This is a genomic window from Micromonospora sp. MH99 (assembly GCF_021442385.1).
Taxonomy (GTDB): domain Bacteria; phylum Actinomycetota; class Actinomycetes; order Mycobacteriales; family Micromonosporaceae; genus Micromonospora.
The window spans coordinates 1-22,714 of the sequence record NZ_MUZA01000061.1 but is presented as its reverse complement, the minus strand read 5'-3'; the positions used below and the strand labels follow the sequence as shown (position 1 = coordinate 22,714).

General features: G+C 71.2%; 23 protein-coding genes. 12 read left to right on the top strand and 11 right to left on the bottom strand.

The genetic code is table 11. The features are described from left to right. Positions 1-70 precede the first annotated feature (70 nt). From B0E54_RS25225 to B0E54_RS25215, 3 genes are all read left to right on the top strand, one after another. A complete protein-coding gene (locus B0E54_RS25225; RefSeq protein WP_234588541.1) occupies positions 71-850 on the top strand; it encodes an SDR family NAD(P)-dependent oxidoreductase in 780 nt (259 codons plus the stop codon). Further along, positions 847-1,272, top strand: coding sequence for a nitroreductase/quinone reductase family protein (locus B0E54_RS25220; RefSeq protein ID WP_234588539.1), 426 nt, complete (start codon positions 847-849; stop codon positions 1,270-1,272). The genes B0E54_RS25225 and B0E54_RS25220 overlap by 4 nt, the downstream gene beginning before the upstream one ends. 126 nt (positions 1,273-1,398) lie before the next feature. After that, positions 1,399-2,142 carry a hypothetical protein gene (locus tag B0E54_RS25215; protein ID WP_234588537.1) on the top strand — a complete coding sequence of 248 codons (744 nt, stop codon included), beginning with the start codon at positions 1,399-1,401 and terminating at the stop codon, positions 2,140-2,142. 271 nt (positions 2,143-2,413) lie between these two features. Here the strand turns inward: B0E54_RS25215 and B0E54_RS25210 are convergent, their stop codons facing one another. The 5 genes from B0E54_RS25210 to B0E54_RS25190 are packed head-to-tail and all read right to left on the bottom strand — an operon-like array spanning position 2,414 to position 6,468. Then, entirely contained in the window at positions 2,414-2,986 is a 573-nt protein-coding gene (locus B0E54_RS25210) for a hypothetical protein (RefSeq protein ID WP_234588535.1), read from the bottom strand. Next, complete coding sequence (locus tag B0E54_RS25205) at positions 2,983-4,305, bottom strand: hypothetical protein (RefSeq protein ID WP_234588533.1); 1,323 nt, start codon at positions 4,303-4,305, stop codon at positions 2,983-2,985. The genes B0E54_RS25210 and B0E54_RS25205 overlap by 4 nt, the downstream gene beginning before the upstream one ends. Beyond that, a complete protein-coding gene (locus B0E54_RS25200; protein ID WP_234588531.1) occupies positions 4,302-5,102 on the bottom strand; it encodes an ATP-binding cassette domain-containing protein in 801 nt (266 codons plus the stop codon). The genes B0E54_RS25205 and B0E54_RS25200 overlap by 4 nt, the downstream gene beginning before the upstream one ends. Before the next feature lie 11 nt (positions 5,103-5,113). Then, complete coding sequence (locus B0E54_RS25195; RefSeq protein ID WP_234588530.1) at positions 5,114-5,920, bottom strand: zf-HC2 domain-containing protein; 807 nt, start codon at positions 5,918-5,920, stop codon at positions 5,114-5,116. Then, positions 5,917-6,468 (bottom strand): RNA polymerase sigma factor, encoded by a 552-nt coding sequence (locus B0E54_RS25190; RefSeq protein WP_234588529.1) that lies wholly within the window; start codon positions 6,466-6,468, stop codon positions 5,917-5,919. Before B0E54_RS25190 ends, B0E54_RS25195 begins: the two co-directional genes overlap by 4 nt. A gap of 332 nt (positions 6,469-6,800) precedes the next feature. Here B0E54_RS25190 and argS point away from each other — a divergent pair, with 332 nt between their 5' ends. Both argS and B0E54_RS25180 read left to right on the top strand, forming a co-directional pair. Beyond that, a complete protein-coding gene (argS, locus tag B0E54_RS25185) occupies positions 6,801-8,519 on the top strand; it encodes an arginine--tRNA ligase (RefSeq protein WP_234588528.1) in 1,719 nt (572 codons plus the stop codon). A gap of 127 nt (positions 8,520-8,646) precedes the next feature. Beyond that, positions 8,647-9,417: an IclR family transcriptional regulator gene (locus B0E54_RS25180; RefSeq protein ID WP_234588527.1), complete on the top strand. Its 771-nt coding sequence runs from the start codon at positions 8,647-8,649 to the stop codon at positions 9,415-9,417. Positions 9,418-9,513: 96 nt separating this feature from the next. Here the strand turns inward: B0E54_RS25180 and B0E54_RS25175 are convergent, their stop codons facing one another. Further along, positions 9,514-9,684: a hypothetical protein gene (locus B0E54_RS25175; protein WP_234588526.1), complete on the bottom strand. Its 171-nt coding sequence runs from the start codon at positions 9,682-9,684 to the stop codon at positions 9,514-9,516. Positions 9,685-9,860: 176 nt separating this feature from the next. On the opposite strand from B0E54_RS25175, the gene B0E54_RS25170 reads away from it, so the two are divergent. Next, complete coding sequence (locus tag B0E54_RS25170) at positions 9,861-11,291, top strand: extracellular solute-binding protein (RefSeq protein ID WP_234588525.1); 1,431 nt, start codon at positions 9,861-9,863, stop codon at positions 11,289-11,291. Further along, positions 11,288-13,309, top strand: a complete 2,022-nt coding sequence (locus B0E54_RS25165) for an ABC transporter permease subunit (protein WP_234588524.1) — start codon at positions 11,288-11,290, stop codon at positions 13,307-13,309. Before B0E54_RS25170 ends, B0E54_RS25165 begins: the two co-directional genes overlap by 4 nt. 93 nt (positions 13,310-13,402) lie before the next feature. On the opposite strand, the gene B0E54_RS25160 is transcribed toward B0E54_RS25165, so the two are convergent. The 3 genes from B0E54_RS25160 to B0E54_RS25150 form a co-directional block, all read right to left on the bottom strand. Beyond that, on the bottom strand, positions 13,403-14,014 hold the full coding sequence (locus B0E54_RS25160; RefSeq protein ID WP_234588523.1) for a dihydrofolate reductase family protein: 612 nt from the start codon (positions 14,012-14,014) through the stop codon (positions 13,403-13,405). Between the two features lie 98 nt (positions 14,015-14,112). Further along, a complete protein-coding gene (locus tag B0E54_RS25155) occupies positions 14,113-15,276 on the bottom strand; it encodes a low temperature requirement protein A (RefSeq protein ID WP_234588522.1) in 1,164 nt (387 codons plus the stop codon). Between the two features lie 72 nt (positions 15,277-15,348). Then, on the bottom strand, positions 15,349-16,146 hold the full coding sequence (locus tag B0E54_RS25150; RefSeq protein WP_234588521.1) for an SAM-dependent methyltransferase: 798 nt from the start codon (positions 16,144-16,146) through the stop codon (positions 15,349-15,351). A gap of 141 nt (positions 16,147-16,287) precedes the next feature. On the opposite strand from B0E54_RS25150, the gene B0E54_RS25145 reads away from it, so the two are divergent. The 4 genes from B0E54_RS25145 (at position 16,288) to B0E54_RS25130 (ending at position 18,818) form a co-directional block, all read left to right on the top strand. Then, entirely contained in the window at positions 16,288-16,752 is a 465-nt protein-coding gene (locus B0E54_RS25145) for a hypothetical protein (protein WP_234588520.1), read from the top strand. 62 nt (positions 16,753-16,814) lie between these two features. Beyond that, complete coding sequence (locus B0E54_RS25140) at positions 16,815-17,543, top strand: histidine phosphatase family protein (protein WP_234588519.1); 729 nt, start codon at positions 16,815-16,817, stop codon at positions 17,541-17,543. Between the two features lie 7 nt (positions 17,544-17,550). After that, positions 17,551-17,823 (top strand): hypothetical protein, encoded by a 273-nt coding sequence (locus B0E54_RS25135; protein ID WP_234588518.1) that lies wholly within the window; start codon positions 17,551-17,553, stop codon positions 17,821-17,823. Positions 17,824-17,840: 17 nt separating this feature from the next. Then, positions 17,841-18,818: a zeta toxin family protein gene (locus B0E54_RS25130; RefSeq protein ID WP_234588517.1), complete on the top strand. Its 978-nt coding sequence runs from the start codon at positions 17,841-17,843 to the stop codon at positions 18,816-18,818. Between the two features lie 138 nt (positions 18,819-18,956). Here B0E54_RS25130 and B0E54_RS25125 read toward each other — a convergent pair whose 3' ends face one another. After that, entirely contained in the window at positions 18,957-21,356 is a 2,400-nt protein-coding gene (locus B0E54_RS25125; RefSeq protein ID WP_234588515.1) for a glycoside hydrolase family 65 protein, read from the bottom strand. 172 nt (positions 21,357-21,528) lie between these two features. Here B0E54_RS25125 and B0E54_RS25120 point away from each other — a divergent pair, with 172 nt between their 5' ends. Beyond that, positions 21,529-22,155 (top strand): phosphatase PAP2 family protein, encoded by a 627-nt coding sequence (locus B0E54_RS25120; protein ID WP_234588513.1) that lies wholly within the window; start codon positions 21,529-21,531, stop codon positions 22,153-22,155. A 64-nt stretch (positions 22,156-22,219) separates the two neighbouring features. Here the strand turns inward: B0E54_RS25120 and B0E54_RS25115 are convergent. Continuing rightward, on the bottom strand, positions 22,220-22,714 hold a 495-nt coding region (locus B0E54_RS25115; protein WP_234588510.1), incomplete at its 5' end, for an A24 family peptidase.

The window sequence follows — 22,714 nt, the reverse complement described above, 5'->3', positions numbered from 1 at the left end:
CCATTCGCGGCGACGTACTGTCGTCATGGTGAGTCGTTCGACTCACCATCTGCCCCTCACGGAGGACCGCATGTCCCGCTTCACCGCTCAGACAGTTCTCGTCACCGGCGGCACCGGAGGCCAGGGCGCGAGTCACGTCCGCGCCTTCCACGCCGAGGGCGCCAACGTCGTCGTCGGCGACATCGACGCCGAGCGCGGCGCCGCCCTCGCCGCCGACCTGGGGGACAAAGCCCTTTTCGTACGCCTCGACGTCTCCGACGAGACGTCGTGGGCCGACGCCGTCGCGGCGACCGAGGAAGCGTTCGGCGCGCTCACCATCCTGGTCAACAACGCCGGGGTGCAGAACCCGCCGGCCCTGATCGAGTCCACCGATCCGGCCACCTGGGCCCGCATCCTCGACATCAACCTCACTGGCACGTTCCTCGGCATCAGGGCCGCCGCACCAGCGCTGCGACGAGCGGGCGGCGGGGTGATCGTCAACATCGCCTCCACGATGGGCACCGGCGGCACCGCCTTCTACGCGCCCTACGTCGCCAGCAAGTGGGCCGTCCGTGGGCTCACCCGGACCGCCGCCCTCGAACTCGGCCGCGACAACATCCGCGTCAACACCATCCACCCCGGTGTCGTCGCCACCGCGTTCATCACCGAGCCAGCGGCCGGTGCCGACGCCCCGATCGCCGACTTCTACACACCCGAGCCGTTCGCGGTCCCCCGGCTCGGGCAACCCGCCGACATCACGGCGACGCTGCTGTTCCTCGCCTCGCCTGACGCCGCCTTCATCACCGGTGCCGAACACATCGTCGACGGCGGGCTCCTCCTCGGGCCCGCCCTGAAGAACGAGGCCGCATGACATCGCTCTCGCACCTGCCACCGGAGATCAGACGAGCCATCGAGATCACGCCGGCGGCCGGCACCCGCGAACGGGTCGTGGACATCACCACCACCGGGCGGCGCACCGGACGGCCCCGTCGCATCGAAATCTTCTTCTACCGCGCCCACGGCGCCACCTACCTCTGTAGCGGCGCGGGCGGAGGGGCCACCGGCTGGCACGCGAACCTGCGCGCGAACCCCGCCTTCACCTTCCACCTGAAGAACGGCGTCACTGCCGACCTGGCGGCCCACGCCACGCCCGTCACCGACCCGGCCGAACGAGCGGCGGTCCTCGCCGCCATCGTCGACGACCTCAACCAGCCCCACGACCCCGGCACCATACGACCGACACGGCTGGAGGACTGGGCAAACAGCAGACTGATGCGCATCGACTTCGACTGAGGGCGCACGTCACGAGATGTCGCCCGCGTCGACTCGCCAACCCCCCGTCAGCTCGATGGCCCGGGACGGCTCGGCCGGCCCATCGCTGGTAGCTTGACGCGTCCCGCGAGAGGTGGAGTCGGGTCCGTGCTCAGTGTGGTGCTGCGTAGGTCGGTCGCGGTGGTGGCCGTATGCATGGCGGCGGCGTGCGCTCCGTCGACCGCACCCGCGGCCGATCCGTCGGCGAGCGGAACGAAGCCAGCGGCGGCGACCACGCCACCCTCCCCCGTTCCAGCGACGGGCGGTGCCGGGTACTCGCCGGCGCTGTCCGCGCGCCTGGTGGGTGCGGAGTCGCTGCCGCCGGGATTCTCTGTGGACATCGCGACGGTCATGGCCTCGGACGCGGGAGATCGCCCCTCGGCCGGTGACGCGCCCTGTTCACGCGAGATGATCCCGCTGCTGTCCGCCCGCCGGCTGACCGGGGCTCCGTCGGCGACCGCCGCGGCCACCCTCAGCTATGACACCGGTCCCGATGACCTCTGGGTGGGCACGGAAGTCCTCCGCACCTACCCCGATGACGGTGCCCGACGGGCGATGGCGGGCCTGCGCACCTTCGTCGACCGCTGCCCCACGGTTGCGCTCTCCGGTCAGGGCGACAATGCCATCCACCGATTCGCCTTGACGCCCGGCCCCCAGTTGGGCGACGACAGCGTCCACCTCAACTGCACGGCGACGTCGGGCACCGACGTCCTCAAGTGCGACGTCCTGCTCATCCATGTCGGAACCGCCCTGGTAGCGATCCAGGAGGAGGGCAACAGACCTGGCGACGACGAGCTGCTGATCCAGGTCGCCGAAGCCGCGATCCGCAGATACCAGTCGACCGGATCCTAGCCGGCAGCGGCGACGCAACCAGCCTTGCCGGACGCGGCCGCAAACAGCCCGTCCGGGTGGGTCACCGCCACCGGGGCTTCTTGATCACGGTGTGGTGGACGGCGTTCGGCCCCATCGACACCACACCGGAGTTGGTGGCCGTGTTGCCGTCCTTCGTCACGGTCTCCGACCCGGAGCCGACGAACCAGCCCGAGGATCTCCATAGAGGACGCACCCATCATGACCACCTGATGTCACCTGACAACCACAGATCGCATGCTCGCGCACGCCGTCACTCGGGTCGGGCGGCTCCCCGCAGCGCGTACGCCAGAAGGCCCGCCACTGCCAGGACGGCCGCGACCGCCGCCGCCGGCCGGCTGGTGTGGGGCTGGCCCGGCCAGGTGGCGAGGGCGCCCCACGTGCCCGGCTGGGGGAACAGGGCCGCGACGACAGCCCAGCCCATGGGGACGAACCAGGCGCGGGCCGCGCCCACGAGCGCCGCGCAGAGGGCGGTGAGGCCCAGCAGGCCGGCGGAGTCGCGGACCACCAGCGCGGCGGGGCCGAACCGGGCGCCGGTGAGCTGGGTGGCGAGCAGCACGACGAGTACGAGCGCCAGCGCGGCCAGCAGATGCACGGCTCGGCGCCACGGCCAGTGCAGTGCGGCGGTGCGTTCCAGGTCTTCGTCGGGGGCTGCCAGCGTGGTCGACAGGACCGCCACCATCAGCATGACCGTCAGTACGACGAGCAGGAGGATGGCGTCGCGTTCCTTGGCGAGGGTCAGCCACAGCGCCCAGATCAGGGCCGCCGCGCCGACGGAGGCGGCCAGTGCCAGGGGTACGCGTCGCGCGCGCAGGTGCAGTGTCATCGCGACAGCAGTCCGGTGGGGTCCTGGCAGGCCAGGATCGCGTCGCGTACCGCAGTCACGCGGGACATCGCCTCCGGTGCGGGTAGCTTCTGCAGGCCCTGCCACAGGGTGACCGCCTCGGCGTTGAGCTGCGGTTCTTCCTCGATCATCTCGGGGATGACGCCGACGTCGGAGACCGGCTCGCGGCCGAGCAGGTGGTAGGCGGCTGCCCGTTCGACAGCACCGTTGCGTTCGCAGTCCGGGTTGCCGTACCCGGTGCCCAGGCCGAAGACCATCTCGGGGACCACGGCGTCGGGGTGGGCCAGGCCGCCGTGGTCGTCGATCCGGATGACGATCGTGACGATGTCGGTGTCGCGGGCGGGCGCGTCCTCGATGAGGTAGGCCCGCCGGTCCTCGTACACCTGCGTGGGAGCGTCCGGCATTTTCGCGAGGACGGCCAAGCCCTGGCGGGCCAGTGGGGTCAGCGCGTCCAGCACGTTCGCGTTGACGCGGGTGACGCAGACCTTCGGCGCGTCGTCGGTGCAGACGAGTTCGCGGGCGACGGGGTCGACCGGCGCGACGAGCGCTGCCTCGTCGCGGGGGACGATCGCCGCCGCGACGCCGAAGCCGAGCAGCACCGGCAACGCGGCGGCGATCGAGGCCCGTCGGCCACCGGCGACCAGCAGGAGTACGCCGGTCAGCGCGAGCCCGCCCATGAAGAGGGCGAGCACGGCGGTGACCCGTGGGTCGATGGTCTGGAACGCGTAGAACGGGCTGCTGCCGTAGGCGGGCGACAGGATCGCGCCCATCCAGTCCGGTCGCATGATCGCGGTGAAGAAGACCAGCAGCACGCCGGCCACGGCGAGCACGGGAGCGGTCACCAGAGTGGGCAGCAGGCGCCCGATGCCCAGGCCGAGCCAGGCCGCCGCGACGAGGGAGAGCGCGCCGACAAGCGTGATGGCGACGACGTCCGGCGGGAAGTAGGCGGCGGTCGAGGCGATCCGCAGGCCGCCCGCGGCGATGACGAGCAGGAAGGCGAGCCCGGCCGACGCCCCCATCGCGACGAGGACCGGCAGCATCCGGCGGGCACGGGACCGGGGTGTGGTGGCGAACAGTTCGCCGACCTTGGCCCGGTGCTCGCGGCGACCCTGCCACGCTCCGGCGGCCAGGGCGATCGGCCACAGCAGGATCATGTACTCCTTCACCGTCAGCGCGAGGGACATCCAGCCCTGCGACCAGCGTCCCGGGGCGGTGTAGAGCGCGGCGACGCCGACCGTCAACGTGATCAGGGCGGCGCCGGCCGCGGCGGAGCGCCGCAGTTCGATTCCGAGGATGCTCATCGGGCGGCCTCCGCGAGGTGGCGGCGGAGCAGAGCGGAGTAGCCGCGTTCGGCGGGGCTGTCGCCCGGGTGGTGTTCGTCGCCCTGCTCGGCCAGCGCGGCGGGGGTGCCCTGCCACACCAGCCGGCCCTCGTTGATCAGCACAACCTCGGTGCAGGCGGCTACCACGTCCTCGACGAGGTGGGTGGAGACCAGTACGCAGGCGTCCGTACCCAGGTCGCGCAGCAACTCGCGCAGGTCGAGGCGCTGCTCGGGGTCGAGGCCGACGGTCGGCTCGTCCAGCAGCAGCACCTGCGGGTCGTTGACGATGGCCTGGGCAACGCCGGCCCGGCGCAGCATCCCGCCGGAGAGTGTCCGCAGACGGGCATCGGCCTTGGCGCTGAGCCCGACGCGGTCGATCGCCCGCTGTGTGGCCGCCGGGATGTCGGGCTTCGGCATCTCCTTCAACCAGGCCAGGTACGACACGAACTCGCGCACGGTGAACCGCGGGTAGTAGCCGAAGTGCTGCGGCAGGTAGCCCAGCGCGCGCCGGGCCTGGCGCAGGTCGGCGCGGCCGTCGACGGAACTGCCGAGCAGGGTGAGCCGACCTCCGGCCGGCTTGAGCACCGTGGCGAGGGCACGCATCAACGTCGTCTTGCCCGCGCCGTTGCGCCCCAGCAGGCCGTGCACGCCGGTGCCCAGGCTCAGGTCGAGCCCGTCGACGGCCAGGTGGCGGCCGGCCCGCACCTTCAGCGCCTCGGCGTGGATGGCCCAGGGGTGGATGGTGGCGGCCGTCTCGACCGTACTCACCGCTCGCATGGTGGTTCCCTTCAGAACGAGGTGAGGCGCCGGAAGCTGTTGGCGCGCAGGAGGGTCAGGGCGGCGAGCACGACAGTGACGAGGGCCCACCCGCCGGTGGCCGCCGGTTCCAGGAGCACCGGCAGTTCGGCGGTGGCGAGGCTGGGTGCGACCACGGCGGCGGCCCAGGCCACCATCAGGCCGATCGCGGCGCGGTGGACGCCGACGAGGGAGCCGAGCAGCAGCGTGGCGGCGGTGAAGGCCAGGCACGGCAGCAGCATCAGCGCCGGATTCGCCCGGCTGGCGCCGAGGGAGGCGAACGCGGCGAGCACCGGGATGACCAGGACGAGCACCACTGCGGTACGGCGCAGCAGCATCGTCAGACCGGCCGAGGGGGTGCCGACGATCAGCTCCCAGGCCGGGTCACCGCGTCTGCTCCAGGCAGCCGCGACCCCGGGCAGCGGCGCCAGGGGCGCGAGCAGCAACACGATCGACGGCAACTCGGCCAGGAAGTACGTGAGCAGGGCCGCGCTGCCGAGCACGCCGGCGGTCATGGCGACCCACGGCAGCAGCGCCGCCACGAACCAGCGCTGGCGCACCGGCGTACGGAAGAATGCCCTTGATCGTGGGGCGGGGCCGGCGGCGATCCCACGGTCGACGGCTGCCGCGACCTCGGCGACCAGGGCGCGCGACTCGGCGGTGGTGCTGCCGGCCAGGCGCGCGCGGCAGTCGGCGCAGCTCTCCAGGTGCACCTCGATCGACCAGACGGTCGCCTCGTCGAGGCCGGGATCGCCGTCGGCGTAGCGGTCGATGTCGTTCAGGGTGGGATGCGTGGTCATGACAGGGCCTCCCGCAGGACGATCCGGGCGCGGCGGATCCGGGATTTGACGGTGTTCTCGGGTACGCCCAGCAGCACGGACGTCTCGCGGACGGTGAAGCCGTCGAGGACTGTGGCGCGGAGCACCGCGCGGACCTCGGGCGGCAGTATGGCGAGGGCCTGTTCGAGTTCCTGCCCGACGCGGCCGGCGAGCACCTCGTCCTCGGCGGCGGGCACGACCGTCTCGGCCGGGTGCACCTGCGGCGTCCGGGCCTGCCGGGAGCGACGCCGGAACGCGTCGACCAGGCGGTGCGCGGCGATGGTCCACAACCAGCCGACCGCGCTGCCGCTGGCCTGGTCGCCGGCGAAGCTGCCGGCCGCCCGCCAGATGGTCAGGTAGGTCTCCTGGAGGACGTCGGCGACCACGTCCGGGTCGGCGCACCGACGCCGCAGCCGTACCTCCAGCCACGGTGCGGTACGCCGGTAGAGCTCGTCGAAGGCCCGCCGGTCACCGCAGGCCACGCGGCGTACGAGTTCCTGCTCGTCGGCCGCGTCCAGGCTTCGTCTCACAACAGGTAAGACGACGACCTCCTCGCGATCGGGTCCCGCATCGCTGTGACCGCCGTCACCAATGTCGGCCCGCCAAACGTCAAAGGCGTTGCACGGTCCCGGGCCGGCTGGCTAGGTTGACGCTGTGTCCAGCTCGTACGCGTTCCCGACGGCGTCCCCTGACGTCCTGTTCGGCGCGCTGCGACGCCGGCGGTCCTGCGACCGCCCGCGCTGAGCATCCCTCACCTGCGACCGGCGGATCGAGCCGCCGGTCACCACCGATCGTCCTCGGTCCGCCCGCATCCCCTTCCGGTGATCCGCGAGCGGCGGATCCGAGCGAGATCGGCGTACCCATGGATTTGGAAAAGCTGCTGACCGACCGGCTGGGGCCGGCGTTCGCGACGGCGGCCGGCGTGCCGGTGAACCCGGTCGTGCGGCGGTCTCCGCGCGCGGACTTCCAGTCCGACGCGGCGTTGGCTTTGGCCCGGCGGGTCGGCCGGCCGCCGCGCGACATCGCCGCCGAGGTGCTGGAGTACGCCGACCTGGCCGACGTGTGCAGTGTCGCCGAGGTGTCCGGGCCGGGCTTTCTCAACCTGACAGTCGCCGACGCGGCCCTGGCCGGGCTCGTGTCCGCCCTCGCCACCGACCCGCGGCTGGGTGTGCCGGTGAGCGCCGAACCGGAGACCGTTGTCATCGACTACTCGGCGCCGAACGTGGCGAAGGAGATGCACGTCGGGCACCTACGCTCGACGGTGATCGGCGACGCGGCGTCCCGGCTGCTGGAATGGCTGGGGCATCGGGTGCTGCGGGCCAATCATCTGGGCGACTGGGGCACGCCCTTCGGCATGTTGATCGAGCATCTGGCCGATCTGGGCGAGGCCGAGGCCGCACGGGAAATGTCCATGGGGGACCTGGACTCGTTCTACAAGGCGGCCCGGGTCAAGTTCGACGCCGATGAGGCATTCGCCGAGCGGTCCCGGCTGCGGGTGGTCGCCCTGCAGGGCCGCGACCCCATGACGCTGCGGCTGTGGCGGCTGCTGGTGGAGCAGTCCGAGCGGTACTTCCTGACCGTGTACGACATGCTCGACGTGACCCTCACCGAGCGGGACTTCCACGGCGAGAGCAGCTACAACGATCTGCTCACCGCTGTGGTCGAGGACCTGGGGCGGCTCGGTCTGCTGCGCGAGAGCGACGGCGCGGCCTGCGTGTTCCCGCCCGGTTCGGTGGGGCGGGACGGCGAGCCGCTGCCGCTGATCGTCCGCAAGTCCGATGGCGGGTACGGCTACGCGGCGACCGACCTGGCGGCGATCCGGCAGCGCACCGGCACGCTGGGCGCGACCCGGCTGCTCTACGTGGTCGGGCTGCCGCAACGGCGGCACTTCGAGATGGTGTACGCCGTCGCCGCACAGGCCGGCTGGTTGTCCCCGCCGGCCCGGGCCGTGCATGTCGGGTTCGGCTCGATCCTCGGCTCGGACGGGCGGATGCTGCGCAGCCGGGTCGGCGGGTCGGTGAAGCTAGTCGGCCTGCTGGAGGAGGCCATCGCACGGGCGACCGCCCTGGCACGGGAGCGGAACCCGGACCTGAACAAGGCGGAGGCGGCCGAGGTGGGCCGGGCGGTCGGCATCGGCGCGGTCAAGTACGCCGACCTGTCCAACGACCGGCACCGGGACTACGTGCTCGACTGGGAGCGCATGCTGTCCCTGGACGGCAACACCGCGCCCTACCTTCAGTACGCGTACTCCCGGATCCAGTCCATCTTCCGCAGGGCCGGGACGGCGGCCCCGCCCCACGCGGTCGTGTCGCTGGCCGAACCGGCTGAGCGGGCGCTGGCCTTCGAGCTGGTCGGGTTCGGCCGCGTGGTCGGCGAGGTGGCGGAGAACCTGGAGTTCCATCACCTCGCCGGCTACCTGTACCGGCTGGCTGCGGCGTTCAGCGCGTTCTACGAACGGTGTCCGGTGCTGCGGGCCGAGGAACCGGTCCGGGACAGCCGGCTGGTGCTCTGCGACCTGACCGCCCGGGTGCTCCGGCAGGGCCTGCACCTGCTCGGCATCCGGACCCCCGAACGAATGTGAGCGCCCCCGCCGCCCTTCCTGCCCCGCCGTGTTCATGGCACTCGGGGCTGACGTGGCTATCCTCTTCAAATGCTGGCCGGTGTGGAGATCGTTGACACGGGTCCGGCATTCCGAAGGGACCAGCGACATGCCCCGTGTGGTACCGGCAGTCATCCGCGCACTCGACGTCCTCGAACTGTTCCTGGACTGCCCCCAACTGTCGGCCCGCCAGGTGATGGAGCGGCTCGACCTGCCGCGCACCACGGTCCACGAGCTGCTCGTGACGCTCGAGGCTCGCTCGTACCTGATCTCCGTGCCGGGCCAGCCGGTGCAGTACCGGCTCGGCATGCCGCTGTTCCAGTTGGGCGCGGCGTTCGCGGGCCGGCTCGATCTAGTACGCGAGGCGCAGGGCGTCGCGCGGGACGTGGCCGCCAAGTGTGACGAGGCGGTCCACGTGGCGGTGCTCGACGGCGCCGATGTCATCTACCTCGTCAAGTTCGACAGCACGCACCCCGTGCGGATGGTGTCCGGTGTCGGGCTGCGGCTGCCGGCCCACTGCACCGCTGTCGGCAAGGTGCTGCTGTCGGCTCTCGACGAGGCGGCCCTGGACGGCGTCCTGACGAAGGATCCCCTACCGGGGATGACGCCGGCCAGCATCACCGACCCGGATCTTCTCCGTGAGCATCTCGAACGTGTCCGCACGGAGGGCGTCGCTGTCGACGTCGGCGAGTCGGACAGCGCGATGCGCTGCGTCGCGGCGGCGATCCGGGACCACTCCGGTGCTGTCATCGCGGCGATGAGCCTGTCCGCGCCGATCATTCGCTGGACGCCTCAGGTGCAGGTGGAGTGGACGGAGCTGGTTCGGGAGGGCGCTGCCGCGCTGTCGGCCCGCATGGGCTACCGGGCCCAGTCTCGATAGTCGACCTCCCGCTTTCGGCTCGAAACAGCATCGAAACATTGACATAACTCACCAAGTTGTTCTAGCGTCGCGACCACTCGATCCGGTATATCGAACCTAGTTCGAAATCTCGAACGGCGGTGGTCCCGTGACCCGACCGAACTGGAACGTCAGCACCACCATCTCGACCCGGTCGCCGATCGCCGCACCCTCGTCGCGCTGCCCGACGTGCGGCACCCGGAATGTCCCGGGTGGCTCGGGCGGCGCGTACGTGAGCGGACGTCCCACTGTGGTGGGCCGTCCCGATCGCCACAGTGTCGACCCACGAACGACCTGATCTCGACGGGCGGCAGTCAGTGGTCGCCGCCACAGAAACCCAACTGGAACACACAACCATCACGGCGTTCGCCAGGCGAGCCTTCGGCGTGCCGCCGTGCGCGGGGAAACGAAGGAGGCGAAGTTCCATGGAGGAAAAGTCGGCGTGGTCTCGGCGCGGCTTTCTGGGGGTGGGGGTGGGAGTGCTCGGCGCGACCGGCCTGGCCGCGTGTGGAGGCAGCTCCGAATCACCCAGCAAGGTGCAGCCGGACGTTCCACAGGAGCTGATCGACGCCGCGTCGTCGATGAAGGGCTCCTCGATGGGGATGCTGTCCCAGAAGCTCTACTCGACGGCCGCGAACGAGGCCCTCGACAGCTCGATCAAGAAGTTCGCCGACACCACCGGCACGAAGATCGAGAACAGTCTGGTCCAGGCCGACGCCGGTGACGTGGTGGCCAAGATCGACGCCGAGGTCAAGGGCGGGGTGGCGCGCGACCTGGCGTTCATGACCGACTCACGGTTCGTCGCGCAGTTCCAGTCGCTGGGCGACCTGGAGGACGTGACGGACGTCGTCCAGGCGCTGACGGCCAAGTACGGCGAACCCTGCGCCGAGGCCAAGAACTTCTGCGTCTTCGACGGCAGGTGGTTCGCGATCCCGTACCACTTCATCGGGATCGGATCGTTCCTGCGCAAGGACTGGATGCAGGACAAGGGCATCACCCCGAAGGACATCTACAGCTGGGAGGAGCTGCGGGACCTGTGCCTGGAGATCTCCGATCCGGGCAAGCGGCGGTTCGGCTGGGGCATGACGGTCAACCGCTCCGGTGACGGCAACGGCATGATCGAGGCGCTGATCAACGCGTACGGCGGATCGATCGCCTCCAACGACGCCCGGAAGGTCACGTTCGACTCCCCCGAGACCGTGCAGGCGGTGACCTTCCTGGGCGACATCTACACCAATCCCAAGTACAAGCCGATGCTGCCGCCGGGGATCGCGAGCTGGACCGACACCAGCAACAACGAGAACTGGCTCGCCGGGATCCTCGGCTACACCCGCAACCAGTTCAGCGTCTACGCGGACTCCCGGACCAAGAAGAACCCGGTGCACGCCAACACCCACGTGTTCTCCGACTGCATCGGGCCGGCGACCAACAATCCCCTGCTGCTCGGCCAGTCGCAGGGCTTCGTCGTCTTCAAGGGCGCCAAGAACCCTCAGCTCGCCAAGCTCCTCGCGCAGTACCTGGTCAGCGCGCCCGCGCTGCTCGGCGTGGCAAAGGAAGCGCCCGGCCTGGTCATGCCCGCCTGGGAGAAGGTCTGGGACGCCGACCCGTTCTTCACCAGCGGTGACCCGGCGTTCCCGATGCTCCGCAAGATCACTGAACTGAAACTGCCGCTGAACACGAAGAACGGCCTGACCTTCCCGCAGAAGGCCAGCGCCGGCCAGCAGGCCGTCGGCTCGGCGTACGTCCTCACCGACATGATGCAGCAGGTCGTGCAGGGCACCGCGCCGGCGCAGGCCGTGAAGACGGCCCACGCGAAGATGGTGCAGATCTTCAACCAGCAGGGGCTGCCGCAGTGAGGTCAGTCCGTCCCGCGCGGGTTCCGGCGGCGAGGGTCTCCCCGCCGCCGGGACCCGGCTCCCTCACGGCGGTCCAGCGGCGGCTGGGGCGTGACTGGCGACTGGCCGCGCTGTTCCTCGCCCCGATGGCCGTACTGGTCGGCGGGCTCGTCCTCGTGCCGATCGCCCGGTCGATCATCACCAGCACCACGGAACGGCACGGGCAGGACACCGTGTTCGTCGGCCTGGACAACTACCTGCACCTCGTCGACGACGGCCAGTTCCACACGGGCGTGGTGAACTCGTTCGTCTTCACCGCGTACGCCGAGATCTTCAAGGTTGTGCTCGGGCTGGCCGCGGCCCTGCTGCTGCACCACCGACGCCGCGGGCGGGCGGTGCTGGCGGGGTTGCTCCTGGTGCCGTGGGTGGTGCCGACAGTGGTGACGGCGTTCAGTTGGCGCGCGCTGCTCGACCCGATCTTCGGCAGCGTCAACAACCTGCTCACCGCCACCGGGATCGGACCGCTGCTGGTCGACCTGCACCTGGTCGACAGCTGGCCGGCGGGCTGGCTGTCCGACCCGGAGCTGGCCATGCCGTCGGTGATCCTCGTGAACGTCTGGAAGGGCGTGCCGTTCTTCACCGTGTGCTTCCTGGCCGGGTTGAAGGCCATCCCGGCGGACCTGTACGAGGCGGCGACAATCGACGGTGCCTCGTCGATGCAGCGGTTCGTCAACGTGACGCTGCCCGGACTGCGTCACGTGATCACCGTGACGGTGACCCTGTCGTCGATCTGGACGTTCAACAACTTCGACCTCGTCTGGCTGCTGACCCAGGGCGGCCCGGGTGACGTGACAGCGCCGTACGTGCTCGTCGCGTACTCGAAGGCGATTCTGCAGTTGCAGTACGGCGCCGGTGCGGCGGTCACGCTCATCATGCTTCCGGTCATCGGCGGGCTGGTGTTCCTCCTGGTCCGGCTGCTGCGTCAGGATTCGGGAGCGAACCTGCCCCGGGCACGACGCGCGGCGCTGCGGGTCGGTACGCGGGCGCGCAAGGCCCTGCCGTGGGTGATCACCGCGGTGGTCACCGGTCTGCTGCTCTGGGCTTCGCCGCAGATCTTCTGGAAGGCGGCGGTGATCCTCGGGGTGATCCTGCTGATCGCGGCGGCGGTCGGCCGCGTGGTCTCGACCCTCCAGTCGCGCGGCGGTCGCCGGGCATCCTCGACGGTGTCGGGCCTGGGCTCCTGGGTCGCGCTGGCCGGGCTGCTCTTCTTCGTGCTGGGTCCGCTGTACTGGATCGGGGTCACGGCCTTCAAGTCCGAGGGCCAGGTCGTGATGCGGACGGACGACCTGTGGCCGACACCCTGGACCACGGAGCAGTTCACCGCGCTCTTCGCCAACCAACCGTTCGGCCGCTGGTACCTCAACACCCTGCTGGTGTCCGCGGCGTCCACGGCGGTGGCGCTGGTCTGCGCGGCCCTCGCGGGATACGCGCTGGCCCGGCTGCGGTTCCGGGGCGCGCAGGGCTTCACCGTCACGGTCCTGCTCACCTACGTGATGCCGGGCGCGCTGCTGTTCATCCCGCTCTACCAGATGCTCATCGGCGCGCGGCTCACCGACTCGTTGTGGTCGCTGGTGGTCACGTACCCGACGTTCACGCTGCCGTTCGCCACCTGGCTGCTGGTCGGGTACTTCTCGTCGATCCCCGTCGAACTGGAGGAGGCCGCGCTCGTCGACGGGTGCAGCCGCATCCAGGCGTTCGGCCGGGTGGTGCTGCCCCTGGCCAAGCCGGGGCTGCTGGCGGTCGCGCTCTTCACCCTGACCAACGCCTGGAACGAGTTCCTGTTCGCTTTCGTGTTCATCACGAAGGACGAGTACAAGACGCTGCCGGTGGGGATGCAGTCGATGATCGCCGGAGATGTCGTGCCCCAGGGACAACTCGCCGCGGCGTCGCTGCTCGTCAGCATCCCCGTGGTCGTCATGTACGCCTTCGGGCAGCGCTTCCTCACCGAAGGGCTCACCGCCGGAGCGGTGAAGGGCTGACGCACGTGGACGCCGGACCCGTCGCGTGGCGTGGTCCGGCCGGGCCGCTGGTGGGGAGCGGGCACCAGCGGCCCGCCATGTCGGGTGGTGTCCTCACCCAGATTCGTTTCCGGTCCGGGCGCGCGTGTAGGTGAGGAAGAGAGCGCCACTGTCCAGAACGGTGTGGTCGGTCAGGCGCCAGGTGCGTGGCGCGAAGACGGCGTCGCGGCCGAACAACGGGATGCCGGCGCCGATGGTCAACGGGGCAAGCTTGATGACCAACTGGTCGATCTCGGGGTAGAGGGCGCCGGCCAGGGCACCGCCGCCGATCACCCAGACGTCCCTGCCCTCGTGGCGCTTCAGCTCTCGTACCGTGGCAACGGGGTCCTCGGCGACGACCTCGACGGCCGGGTCCGGGCTGCCGCCCAGCGTGCGGGAGAACACCAGGTGGCGAAGATGCGGGTACGCGTCCGTCACGCCGGCCTTCAGGCCCACCTCGTAGGAGTGACGCCCTTCCAGCACGGTGTCGAACCGGCTGCCCTGGTCGGTGATGCCGAACGCCTGCCGGGCCGGACCGGGCAGGGTCTCCGGATACTCGCTGACGAGGTGGCGCAGGTAGTCGTCCGGGACGGGCCAGAAGCCGTCCGGGCCGGTGGGGTCGGCGCCGTCGGGGCCGGCGATGAACCCGTCCAGGGTGGCGGCGATGTAATACACGAGCTTGCGCACGACGAACTCCTCGCTCAGGTTGCCGAATGCTGTTCCGCTCCGACGTCCAACAGCCTGCCTGGCGAGGCCCCGGCTTACAAGATCATATTTGTCGGACGTCAGTCGGCGGATCCGCGCCGGCGGTAGGTGAAGAGAGCGGCGTGGTCCAGGACCGCCACCACGAGCACCACGGCGGTGGCGACCGCGCTGATCATTAGCAGCGGCAGCCGCAGGGCGGCCGCCGCGCCGGCCAGCACGAGCAGCGCGCAGACCCGAGGCCAGGACAACCGCCGGTGGATGGCCAGCGAGAACAGGATCCGGCCGACGAGGAAGAGCGTGGGGCCGCCCAGGATGGCCGCGACGGCCGCCAGGTCACCGACCTCGGAGGGGTGGGCGATGCTCAGCTCGGCTCCGACGGCCGTCACCACTATGCCGGCGATCATCACGAGGTGCAGGTAACCGGTGACGACACCGAGCCGGGACGGATCGGCGTGCTCGATGGCCGAGCCCAGGTGCCGGCCCGCGGGGGTCACGTAGAGCAGACCGATCAGCACGGCCGTGACGAAGACCAGCAGGAAGGCGGCGGTCTCGGCGAGATCCAGGCGGGTGCCGGCGTACGAGAGCCCGGCGGCCAGGACGAGTTCGCCGAGCGCGATGATCATGATCTGCTGGTAGCGCTCGGCGAAGTGCGCTCCAGCGAGGCGCAACTCCTGCTGACGGGCGCGACCCAACCTCGGCGTGGGCCAGCCGAGCCGTGGACCGGTCACGTCGATCGCGAGGGCGAGCACCCAGAGCGGCACCCGCCACTGCGGCAGGAACGCGCCCGCCAGCCACGGCACTGCGGTGGCCGCGTACCAGCAGAGGATCCGCAGCGCCCGGCGCTGCCGGGGATGACCGCGCAGCATCGAGGCGGTGACCACACCCCGGACGAGGTGGACCGCGACGTACGCGCCGGCGAAGAGCACCCCCCGCTCCCCGAGCGCCTGCGGGGTCGCCACCCCGGCCAGCAGGCTGCCCAGCGTGGCGGCGACCAGCACCACGCGGATCGCCGGGGTCTCCGGGTCGTACCAGTCGGCGCTCCAGGTGGTGGTCACCCAGATCCACCAGACGCCGGCCAGCAGCAGGGCGGTGCGCAGGGCGCCGGCCAGCGTGAGGTCGTTCAGCAGGTGCACCGCCGACTGGCTGAGGGCGAGCACGAACGCCAGATCGAAGAAGAGCTCCAGGAACGAGGCGCTCAACGGCGCGTCGCGTCCCCGCAACAGCCGCTCGGGCCTGCTCGCCATCGGCGCTCCTCCCGGTGGCAGGCGCTGGATCCGTCGTACCACCCGAGGCCCGGCACCGGAGGCGAAAGCGCGTCAGCGGCGCACACCGACCCCGGCGTAGCCGTGTGCGTCCCCGGCCTCCGGCTCGGCGTCCGGCCGCCACCGGGTGGTCTCGACCAGGCCGGGCTCCACCAGGTCGTACCCGTCGAAGAAGCGCAACGTCTCGGCGTGGGTGCGGGGCACCAGCGGGGCGCTGCTGGCGCGGTAGACGGCCTGCCCCCGCTCCGCTACCTCCGGCGGGACGCCGTCCAGCGTCAGGTGCGACAGCACCAGGTGGCTGCCGGGCACTGTGGCGTCGCGCAGCCGGGCGACCGCACCCCACGGATCGTCGTCGTCCGGCACGAAGTGCAGCACCGCGAGCAGCAGCACGGCCACCGGGCGGTCCAGGTCGAGCGTGGCCCGCACCTGCGGGCGGGCCAGCAGGTCGTCCGGCCGCCGCAGGTCACCCTGCACGACGGCCGTGCCGGGCACGTCGGTCAACAACCGCCGGGCGTACGCGACGGCCACCTCGTCGTAGTCGACGTAGACCACCCGGGCGTCCGGCGCCACGGCCCGCACCACCTCGTGCACGGTCCCCTGGGTGGGCAGACCCGCCCCGATGTCCAGGAACTGGTGGACGCCCTGCCCGGCGGCGTACCGGACGGCCCGGCGCAGGAAGTGCCGGTTGGTCTGCGCGGCGAGCCCGGTGCCCGGGAAGATCTCCAACACCCGCTCGGCGGCGGCCCGGTCGGCGGCGAAGTTGTTGCTGCCACCCAGGAAGTAGTCGTACATCCGGGCGACGTTGGGTCGGGCGGTGACGTCGGTGGTGTCGGGTGCCGGCTGGTCGGTCACGAGGGGGTCCCTTCGCCGCGGTCGGATCTCGATGTCTAGCAGCCGGGGCGACGACCCGCTGACCCCTCGTGTCGTTGATCCGGCTGCACCCCTGGTCAGGGCCGACCACGGTGGGGGCACCGAATCACCGAGGGGGACGCGATGACCGGTCAGCGGGAAACCGTGCGAGTCGACCACGACCTGTTCCGCGCCGTGTACGACTCGCCCGCATCGCTGCCCGGCCGGCACCGGTGGACCACACCGGAGTCGGACGTCCGGCGTCTGGAGAAGCTGCTGGGAATGCCGGCACGCACCATCGGCGCCCCGCTGTGGGTCAGCGGCGACGAACCGGACTGCCCGAAGTGCGGCCGGCGGATCACCTGGTACGACATCGTCTCGTCGGCCCTCACCGGCCTGCACGACAAGAACATGATCGCCACGGTCATCCTCGGCGAACACCGGTACGTCAACACCGAGGTGCCGGAGGCCATCGCCGGGGTGCGCTGCGCCGACTGCCACACCGCCATCGACGGCCTGCGCAGCTTCAAGTGCCACAACTGGGCGTACGCCTTCGAGGCGCTGGAGGCCGTCCGCGAGCGCATGGCTGGCGGACCCGCGCCGACCTGAGCGCCAAACGGCAGACCCGCGCCTACAACGGACCCGTGGCGCCCACTATGAAGAATGGAGACATGGACACCGTCGCTGAGCTGACCCTCGTCCGACACGGGCAGAGCCTGGCTAACGTCGCCTTCGCCGATGCACACGCACGAGGGCTGACCGATCATGGTCTGACCGGGCGAGATGCCGACATCGAGCTGTCGTCGCTGGGATGGGGGCAGGCCACCCGACTCGGTCACTGGCTCGCCGCTCTACCCGGCCACCGCCGGCCCCAAGTCGTCGTCTGTTCCCCCTATGTGCGCGCTCGGCAGACCTGGTCACGAGCGGCGGAAACCGCGGCGCAGTCGGGTGCCGACTACCCCCTCGCCGTCGTCGATCACCGTCTCTGCGATCGGCTCATGGGCGACCTGGAGCTACTGACCCCCGCCATGATCGCTCAACGGTTCCCCGCGGAGGCAGCCCGGCTCGCGGCCGAAGGCGAGTTCTCCTACCAGCCTCCTGGTGGTGAGTCGTTCGCCGACATCGCTCGACGCCTGGCGGCCGTGCTGGCGGACCTGAACACCCAGCACGCGGGCCGGCGCGTCCTGCTCGTGGCCCACGACGCCGTGGTCGTGGTGATGCGCCACCTCATCGAAGGTCTCGGGTTCGACGAGATCGCTGCCATCGTCGCGACGACTCCGGTCGCGAACACGTCGATCACCCGGTACGACGGCACCGCCGGCGGTCTCACGCTGGTGGAATTCGCCGCGACCCCGCACCTTGAGCCAGGAAGGGACGAGCATGCCGTCGTCGGGAAATGATGAGTCGGTGTTGGGGAGCCTCACCCCGTCGTCGTTGACACCGGAGCAGCTCCACGATCACCAGGTCACCCGAGACCTGATCGCCCAGGCCCTCGCGGCCCAGTCCGCTCGCCGCTACGAGCTGGAGCAGACCGGCGGTGACCAGGGCTCCCTGGAGCAGGTCATCGCGTCTCAGAGCCGTCTCGCGGGGGCCCTACGGGATCTCGATCCCGCCGACATCGACAAGGTCGCCCGGCTCCGTGAGGAGTGCGTCGCCGTGCTGCGTCAGGCACGCCGTTGACCGAGTTCCCTGACGGCGTGCTCTCCGAGGACGCCAACGAGCGGATCTTCCGCGAGCAGATCGTCCCGATGTTCCTCACCGGCGCCCCATCCCAGCAGCGGCCGGTGGTGGTCATCGTGGGAGGACAGACCGGCGCGGGCAAGACGGCGGTCACCGCGATGGTGAAGCGAGCGCTGGGCGCGGGCAGTGCCTTCATCAACATCAACATGGACTTCTACAACCCGATGCACCCCAGCTTCCACCGCTGGCAGGCCGAGGACGAAGCCACGGCCAGCGCGAAGGTGCGACCGGACGGGGAACGCTGGTGGGGCAAGGCCCAGCAGTACGCCATCGACAACCGCTGCCACGTCGTCCTCGAGTCGGCCATGCGCTACGAGAGCGAGTTCGAGGACATCGCCCGCCGGTTCCACGACGCCGGCTACCGCGTCGAGGTCGCCATCGTCGCGGTCCCCGAGGCCCTCAGCCGCCTGGGGATCCTGCACCGGTACTGGAGCGAGGTCGAGGCAGTCGGCCGCGGCCGACTGATCGACACCGCCGTTCACGACGAGTGCTACCGCGGCGTCATCCGCGGTGCACACGCCGTCGACACCCAAGACTTGGCGCACGTCGCCTTCGCGTTTCGACGCAATGGCGAGGTCGTCTACGCCAACACCAGCACCGCCGCCGCTTGGCAACGCTCTCCTGCGCTCACGGCCGCCATCAGCGCCGAACGCCAGCGCCCCTGGACGCCCACCGAGCGGGCCTGGTACCTCGACAACTCTCACCGGCTACGTAGCGCCATCGATCCCCGCTGGCATCCAGTCCTCGATGCGATCGACTCGGCAGCGGCACCGCTGCTGACAACGCCCGCCGGCGCCCGCGCCCGGCGGGCTGCCGTGGCTATGTACGGCAGTACCCGGCAGGCGATCCGAGGTAGGACCGATGCTCCGGGGGTTACCAGGCCGGGTCCTGCCATTGACCGCTCAGCCCCTAGCCAACGCGACCTGGGCCGGTGACGACCCGTCGGCCATCGAGCCTGCTGTGTGGAAACAAGGGTGCCCGGCCTCCAGACAACTCGGCGTAACCAGCTCCTGATCCTCACGTTTGAGGCCGGTCCGTAGTCGGCGAGGGCGACCTGAGCCGGCCTCGGCCGGTCAGTCGGCCGAGCGGCGGGTGGGGCGGCGACCCGGTGGCGACGTCGGCTCGGGCCCGGGGTCGGGCACCGGCGGCATCGGCCGGGTGACCGGCCCGTCGCCGGTGACCCGCAGGTGCTCGCCGTGGTGCCACAGCTCGACCTCGGCGTCGTGGGCGGCGTCGGGCAGCTCGTAGCGGGCCTCGGCGGCGGTCAAGGTGACCCGCAGCCGGTGCCCCCGCCACCGCAGGCTGAAGACCATCCGGTCGATCCGCCGGGGCAGCCGGGGGTCGAAGGAGAGCACTCCGCTGTCGTCGCGCAGGCCGCCGAAGCCCTGCACCAGCGCCAGCCACGCCCCGGCCAGCGACGCCAGGTGCAGTCCGTCGGCGGTCTTGTCCCCGAGGTCCGCCAGGTCCTGCGAGACGGACTCGGCGAACAGGTCGTACGCCAGATCGAGGTGCCCGACCTCGGCGGCCAGCACCGCCTGCGGCGCGGCCGACAGCGACGAGTCACGGACCGTGCGGGCCTCGTAGTAGGCCAGGTTGCGGGCCTTCTCGTCGGCGGTGAACTCCCCCGGGTGCAGCTGCATGGCCAGCACCAGGTCGGCCTGCTTGACGACCTGCTTGCGGTACAGCTCCAGGTAGGGAAAGTGCAGCAGGAGCGGATAGTCGTCCTCGCCGGTGTTCGCGAAGTCCCACTCCGGCTGGGCGGTGAACCCGGCGGCCTGCTGGTGCACCCCACGCTCACTGTCGTACGGGACGAACATCGCGTCGGCGGCGGCCCGCCAGCCGGCGACCTCGGCCGGGCCCACACCCAGCCTGCCGGCCACGTCCGGATGGCGCTCGGCGGCGTCGGCCGCGCCCCGCAGGTTGCGGCGGGCCATCAGGTTCGTGAAGACGTTGTCGTCGACGAGCGCGGCGTACTCGTCCGGGCCGGTCACCCCGTGCAGGTGGAACGCGCCCGTTTCCGACCAGTGGCCGAAGCCGTGCCAGAGTCGGGCGGTCTCCACCAGCAGGTCGAGGCCCTTCTCGGCGAGGAACCGCTGATCGTCGGTGGCCGCCACGTAGCGCAGCACCGCGTCGGCGATGTCGGCGTTGACGTGCAGAGCGGCGGTGCCGGCCGGCCAGTAGCCGGAGGACTCCCGGCCGCCGATCGTCCGCCACGGGAACGTCGCGCCGCTCAGCCGCAGTTCGGCGGCCCGCTCCCGAGCCTCGGGCAGGTGGGCGTGTCGCCACGTCAACGCGGAGCGGGCCACCGCCGGCGCCAGGTACGTGAGCACCTGCAGCACGTACGTCTCGGTGTCCCACAGCACGTGCCCGTCGTAGCCGTTGCCGGTCAGCCCCTTGGCCGAGATGGTCCGGTCGCCGTCCGGGCGACCCGCCTGGATGAGGTGGAACATCGCGAACCGGACGGCCTGCTGGAGCTCCCGGTCACCGTCGAGCCGCACGTCGGCGACCTGCCAGGCCGCGTCCAGGCTGGCCCGCTGGTCGGCCAGCAGGGCGTCGAAGCCGTCGGCGCGGGCGGCGTCCGCCTCGGTTGCGACCAGGTCGGCCAACTCGTCGGCGGGCGTCCCGTCGACCGGCGCGCACTCGTACGCGGCGAACTTCGTCAGCCGCAGCCGCTCACCCGGGTGCAGCCGGCCGGCCACGGTCAGCCGTACCCGGTCGGGGGTGCCGTCGCTGGTGGTGGTCATCGTGGCCGGCGCGTCCACCAGGTGGCTGACCGCCACCGCCACGCGCTGCCCGCTGCGCTCGGTGCGGTGCACCAGCATGCCGTCGAGGCCGGTCGCGCGGTGTGCCTCGGCGGTCAGCGGGTCGGTGAGCACCGCCGCCGCGCGCGGGTCGTCGGAGCTTTCCGGCGCCCGCTCGTTGGCCAGCAGGTCCGAGCAGACCCGCAGCTCGGCGGGGCCGTCCAGCGGCTCGACCTCGTAGCGGACGGCGGCGACCGGGCGGCGCGGCAGAGACACCAGCCGGACGCTGCGGACCAGCACCCTGCGCCCGCCCGGCGAGATCCACTCCGTCTCCCGGCGCAGGACGCCCGCCCGCAGGTCGAGGACCCGCTCGTGACCGCGCAGCGTTCCGGTCCGGAGGTCCAACGGCTCGTCGTCGACCCAGAGGCGGATCAGCGCGGCATTCGGCGCGCTGACCACGGTGTCGCTGGCCTGGGGGAACGCGTACCCCTCCTCGGGGTAGCTCAGTTCCCGCCGCTCGTGGAAACCGTTGACGTAACTGCCCGGCATCCCGCACGGCGCACCCTCGTCCAGAACGCCACGCCAGCCGACCCACCCGTTGCTCAACGCGAAGATCGACTCGGTCTCGCCCAGTCGATCCAGGTCGGCCGCCGTACGCACGATCCGCCAGCTCTCGTCGTGTGCCGTCGCAGCGGCAGGCGGCGGTTGGTCGGTGGCCGAACTGGTGTGCACGAAACCTCCTGTGGGGTGCCGAGTGACTCTCACCAGCCAAGCAGAGGCGCCTGGGCGATCGCTGGACGAAAGTCGTGTGGCCGGCTCGACCTTCGACTGCGGCGCTGCCCGCTGCCGCGTTCCTAGGGTGTCTCCCAGATGAACGAGGTATGAACGTCTAGTGAGGTGATTCATGGCCGCCAACGGCAGCACGGACGTTCCAGAGATCAGCGCCGAGTGGTACCGCGACATCGTCGACGCGGCAGCCGGCACCCCGACCCCTGTGCAGTGGTTCGTCGGGCACGCCACCGAGGGGGTGATCCTGCTGCTCGGCGCGCTGCTGGTGGCGGCCGCGGTGCGCCGCCTGGTCGGCGGCCCGAACGACCGGGCACTCGCCCTGGTCGCGCCGCTGCCGACCCTCCTGGCGTACGCGGGCAGCGAATGGCTCAAGACAGTGGTGGACGAGGACCGGCCGTGCCGGACGGTGGGCCGAGCGATCATCGCCGGCACCTGCCCACCACCCGGCGACTGGTCGTTCCCCAGCAACCACGCCACAATTGCCGGCGCGCTGGCGATCACCACACTGCTGCTGTCCCGACGGCTCGGGCTGGTCGCGCTGCCGCTGGCCGTACTGGCCGCCTTCTCCCGGGTCTTCGTGGGCGTGCACTACCCGCACGACGTGGCCGCCGGCCTGCTGCTCGGCGCCCTGGTCGCCGTTGTCGCGACTCCGCTTCTGGCCCGCCCGACCGCCGAGGCGCTGCGCCGTCGCGCCGATGCCCGCCGCCCGGTACCGGACCTGGCCAGCCGCCCCCGCCCCTGACCCCGCCACCCGAGGTGCCGCCGCGCGCCGCGCCCGCAAGCGGCCGGGCCGGCGGAGTGGGCGGTCAGGAGGTCAGGAGGAGGGCGCCCACCGTGCCGAGCAGCAGGAACGGGCCGAACGGCAGGTGCGTGCCCCACCGGGCCCGTCGGGCGAGCAGCAGTCCCACACTCACCAGCGCGGACAGCCCGAACGCGATCAGCAGCCCGAAAAGCAGGACGGGCAGGCCGTACCAGCCGAGCAGCGCCCCCACGCTGAGCGCCAGTTTGGCGTCGCCCAGGCCGAAGCCCCGGCGGCCGAGCAGCAGTGTGCTGACGGCGAAGAACAGCGCCAGCCCCGCGCCGGAGGCGACGGCCCGCAGCCAGGGGCCCGCGTCGGTGTCGGCGAGCGCGGCCGCGCCGAGCAGCAGCCAGGTTCCGGCCGCCGCCGGCAGGGTGAGCCGGTCGGGCAGCCGGTGCACGGCCAGGTCGACGAGGACCGCCGGCACGGTCCACGCGAGCCACCACGCCAACGCCGGCAGACCCCCGCCCGACGGGCCGACCAGCGCCAGCAGCGCCACGGC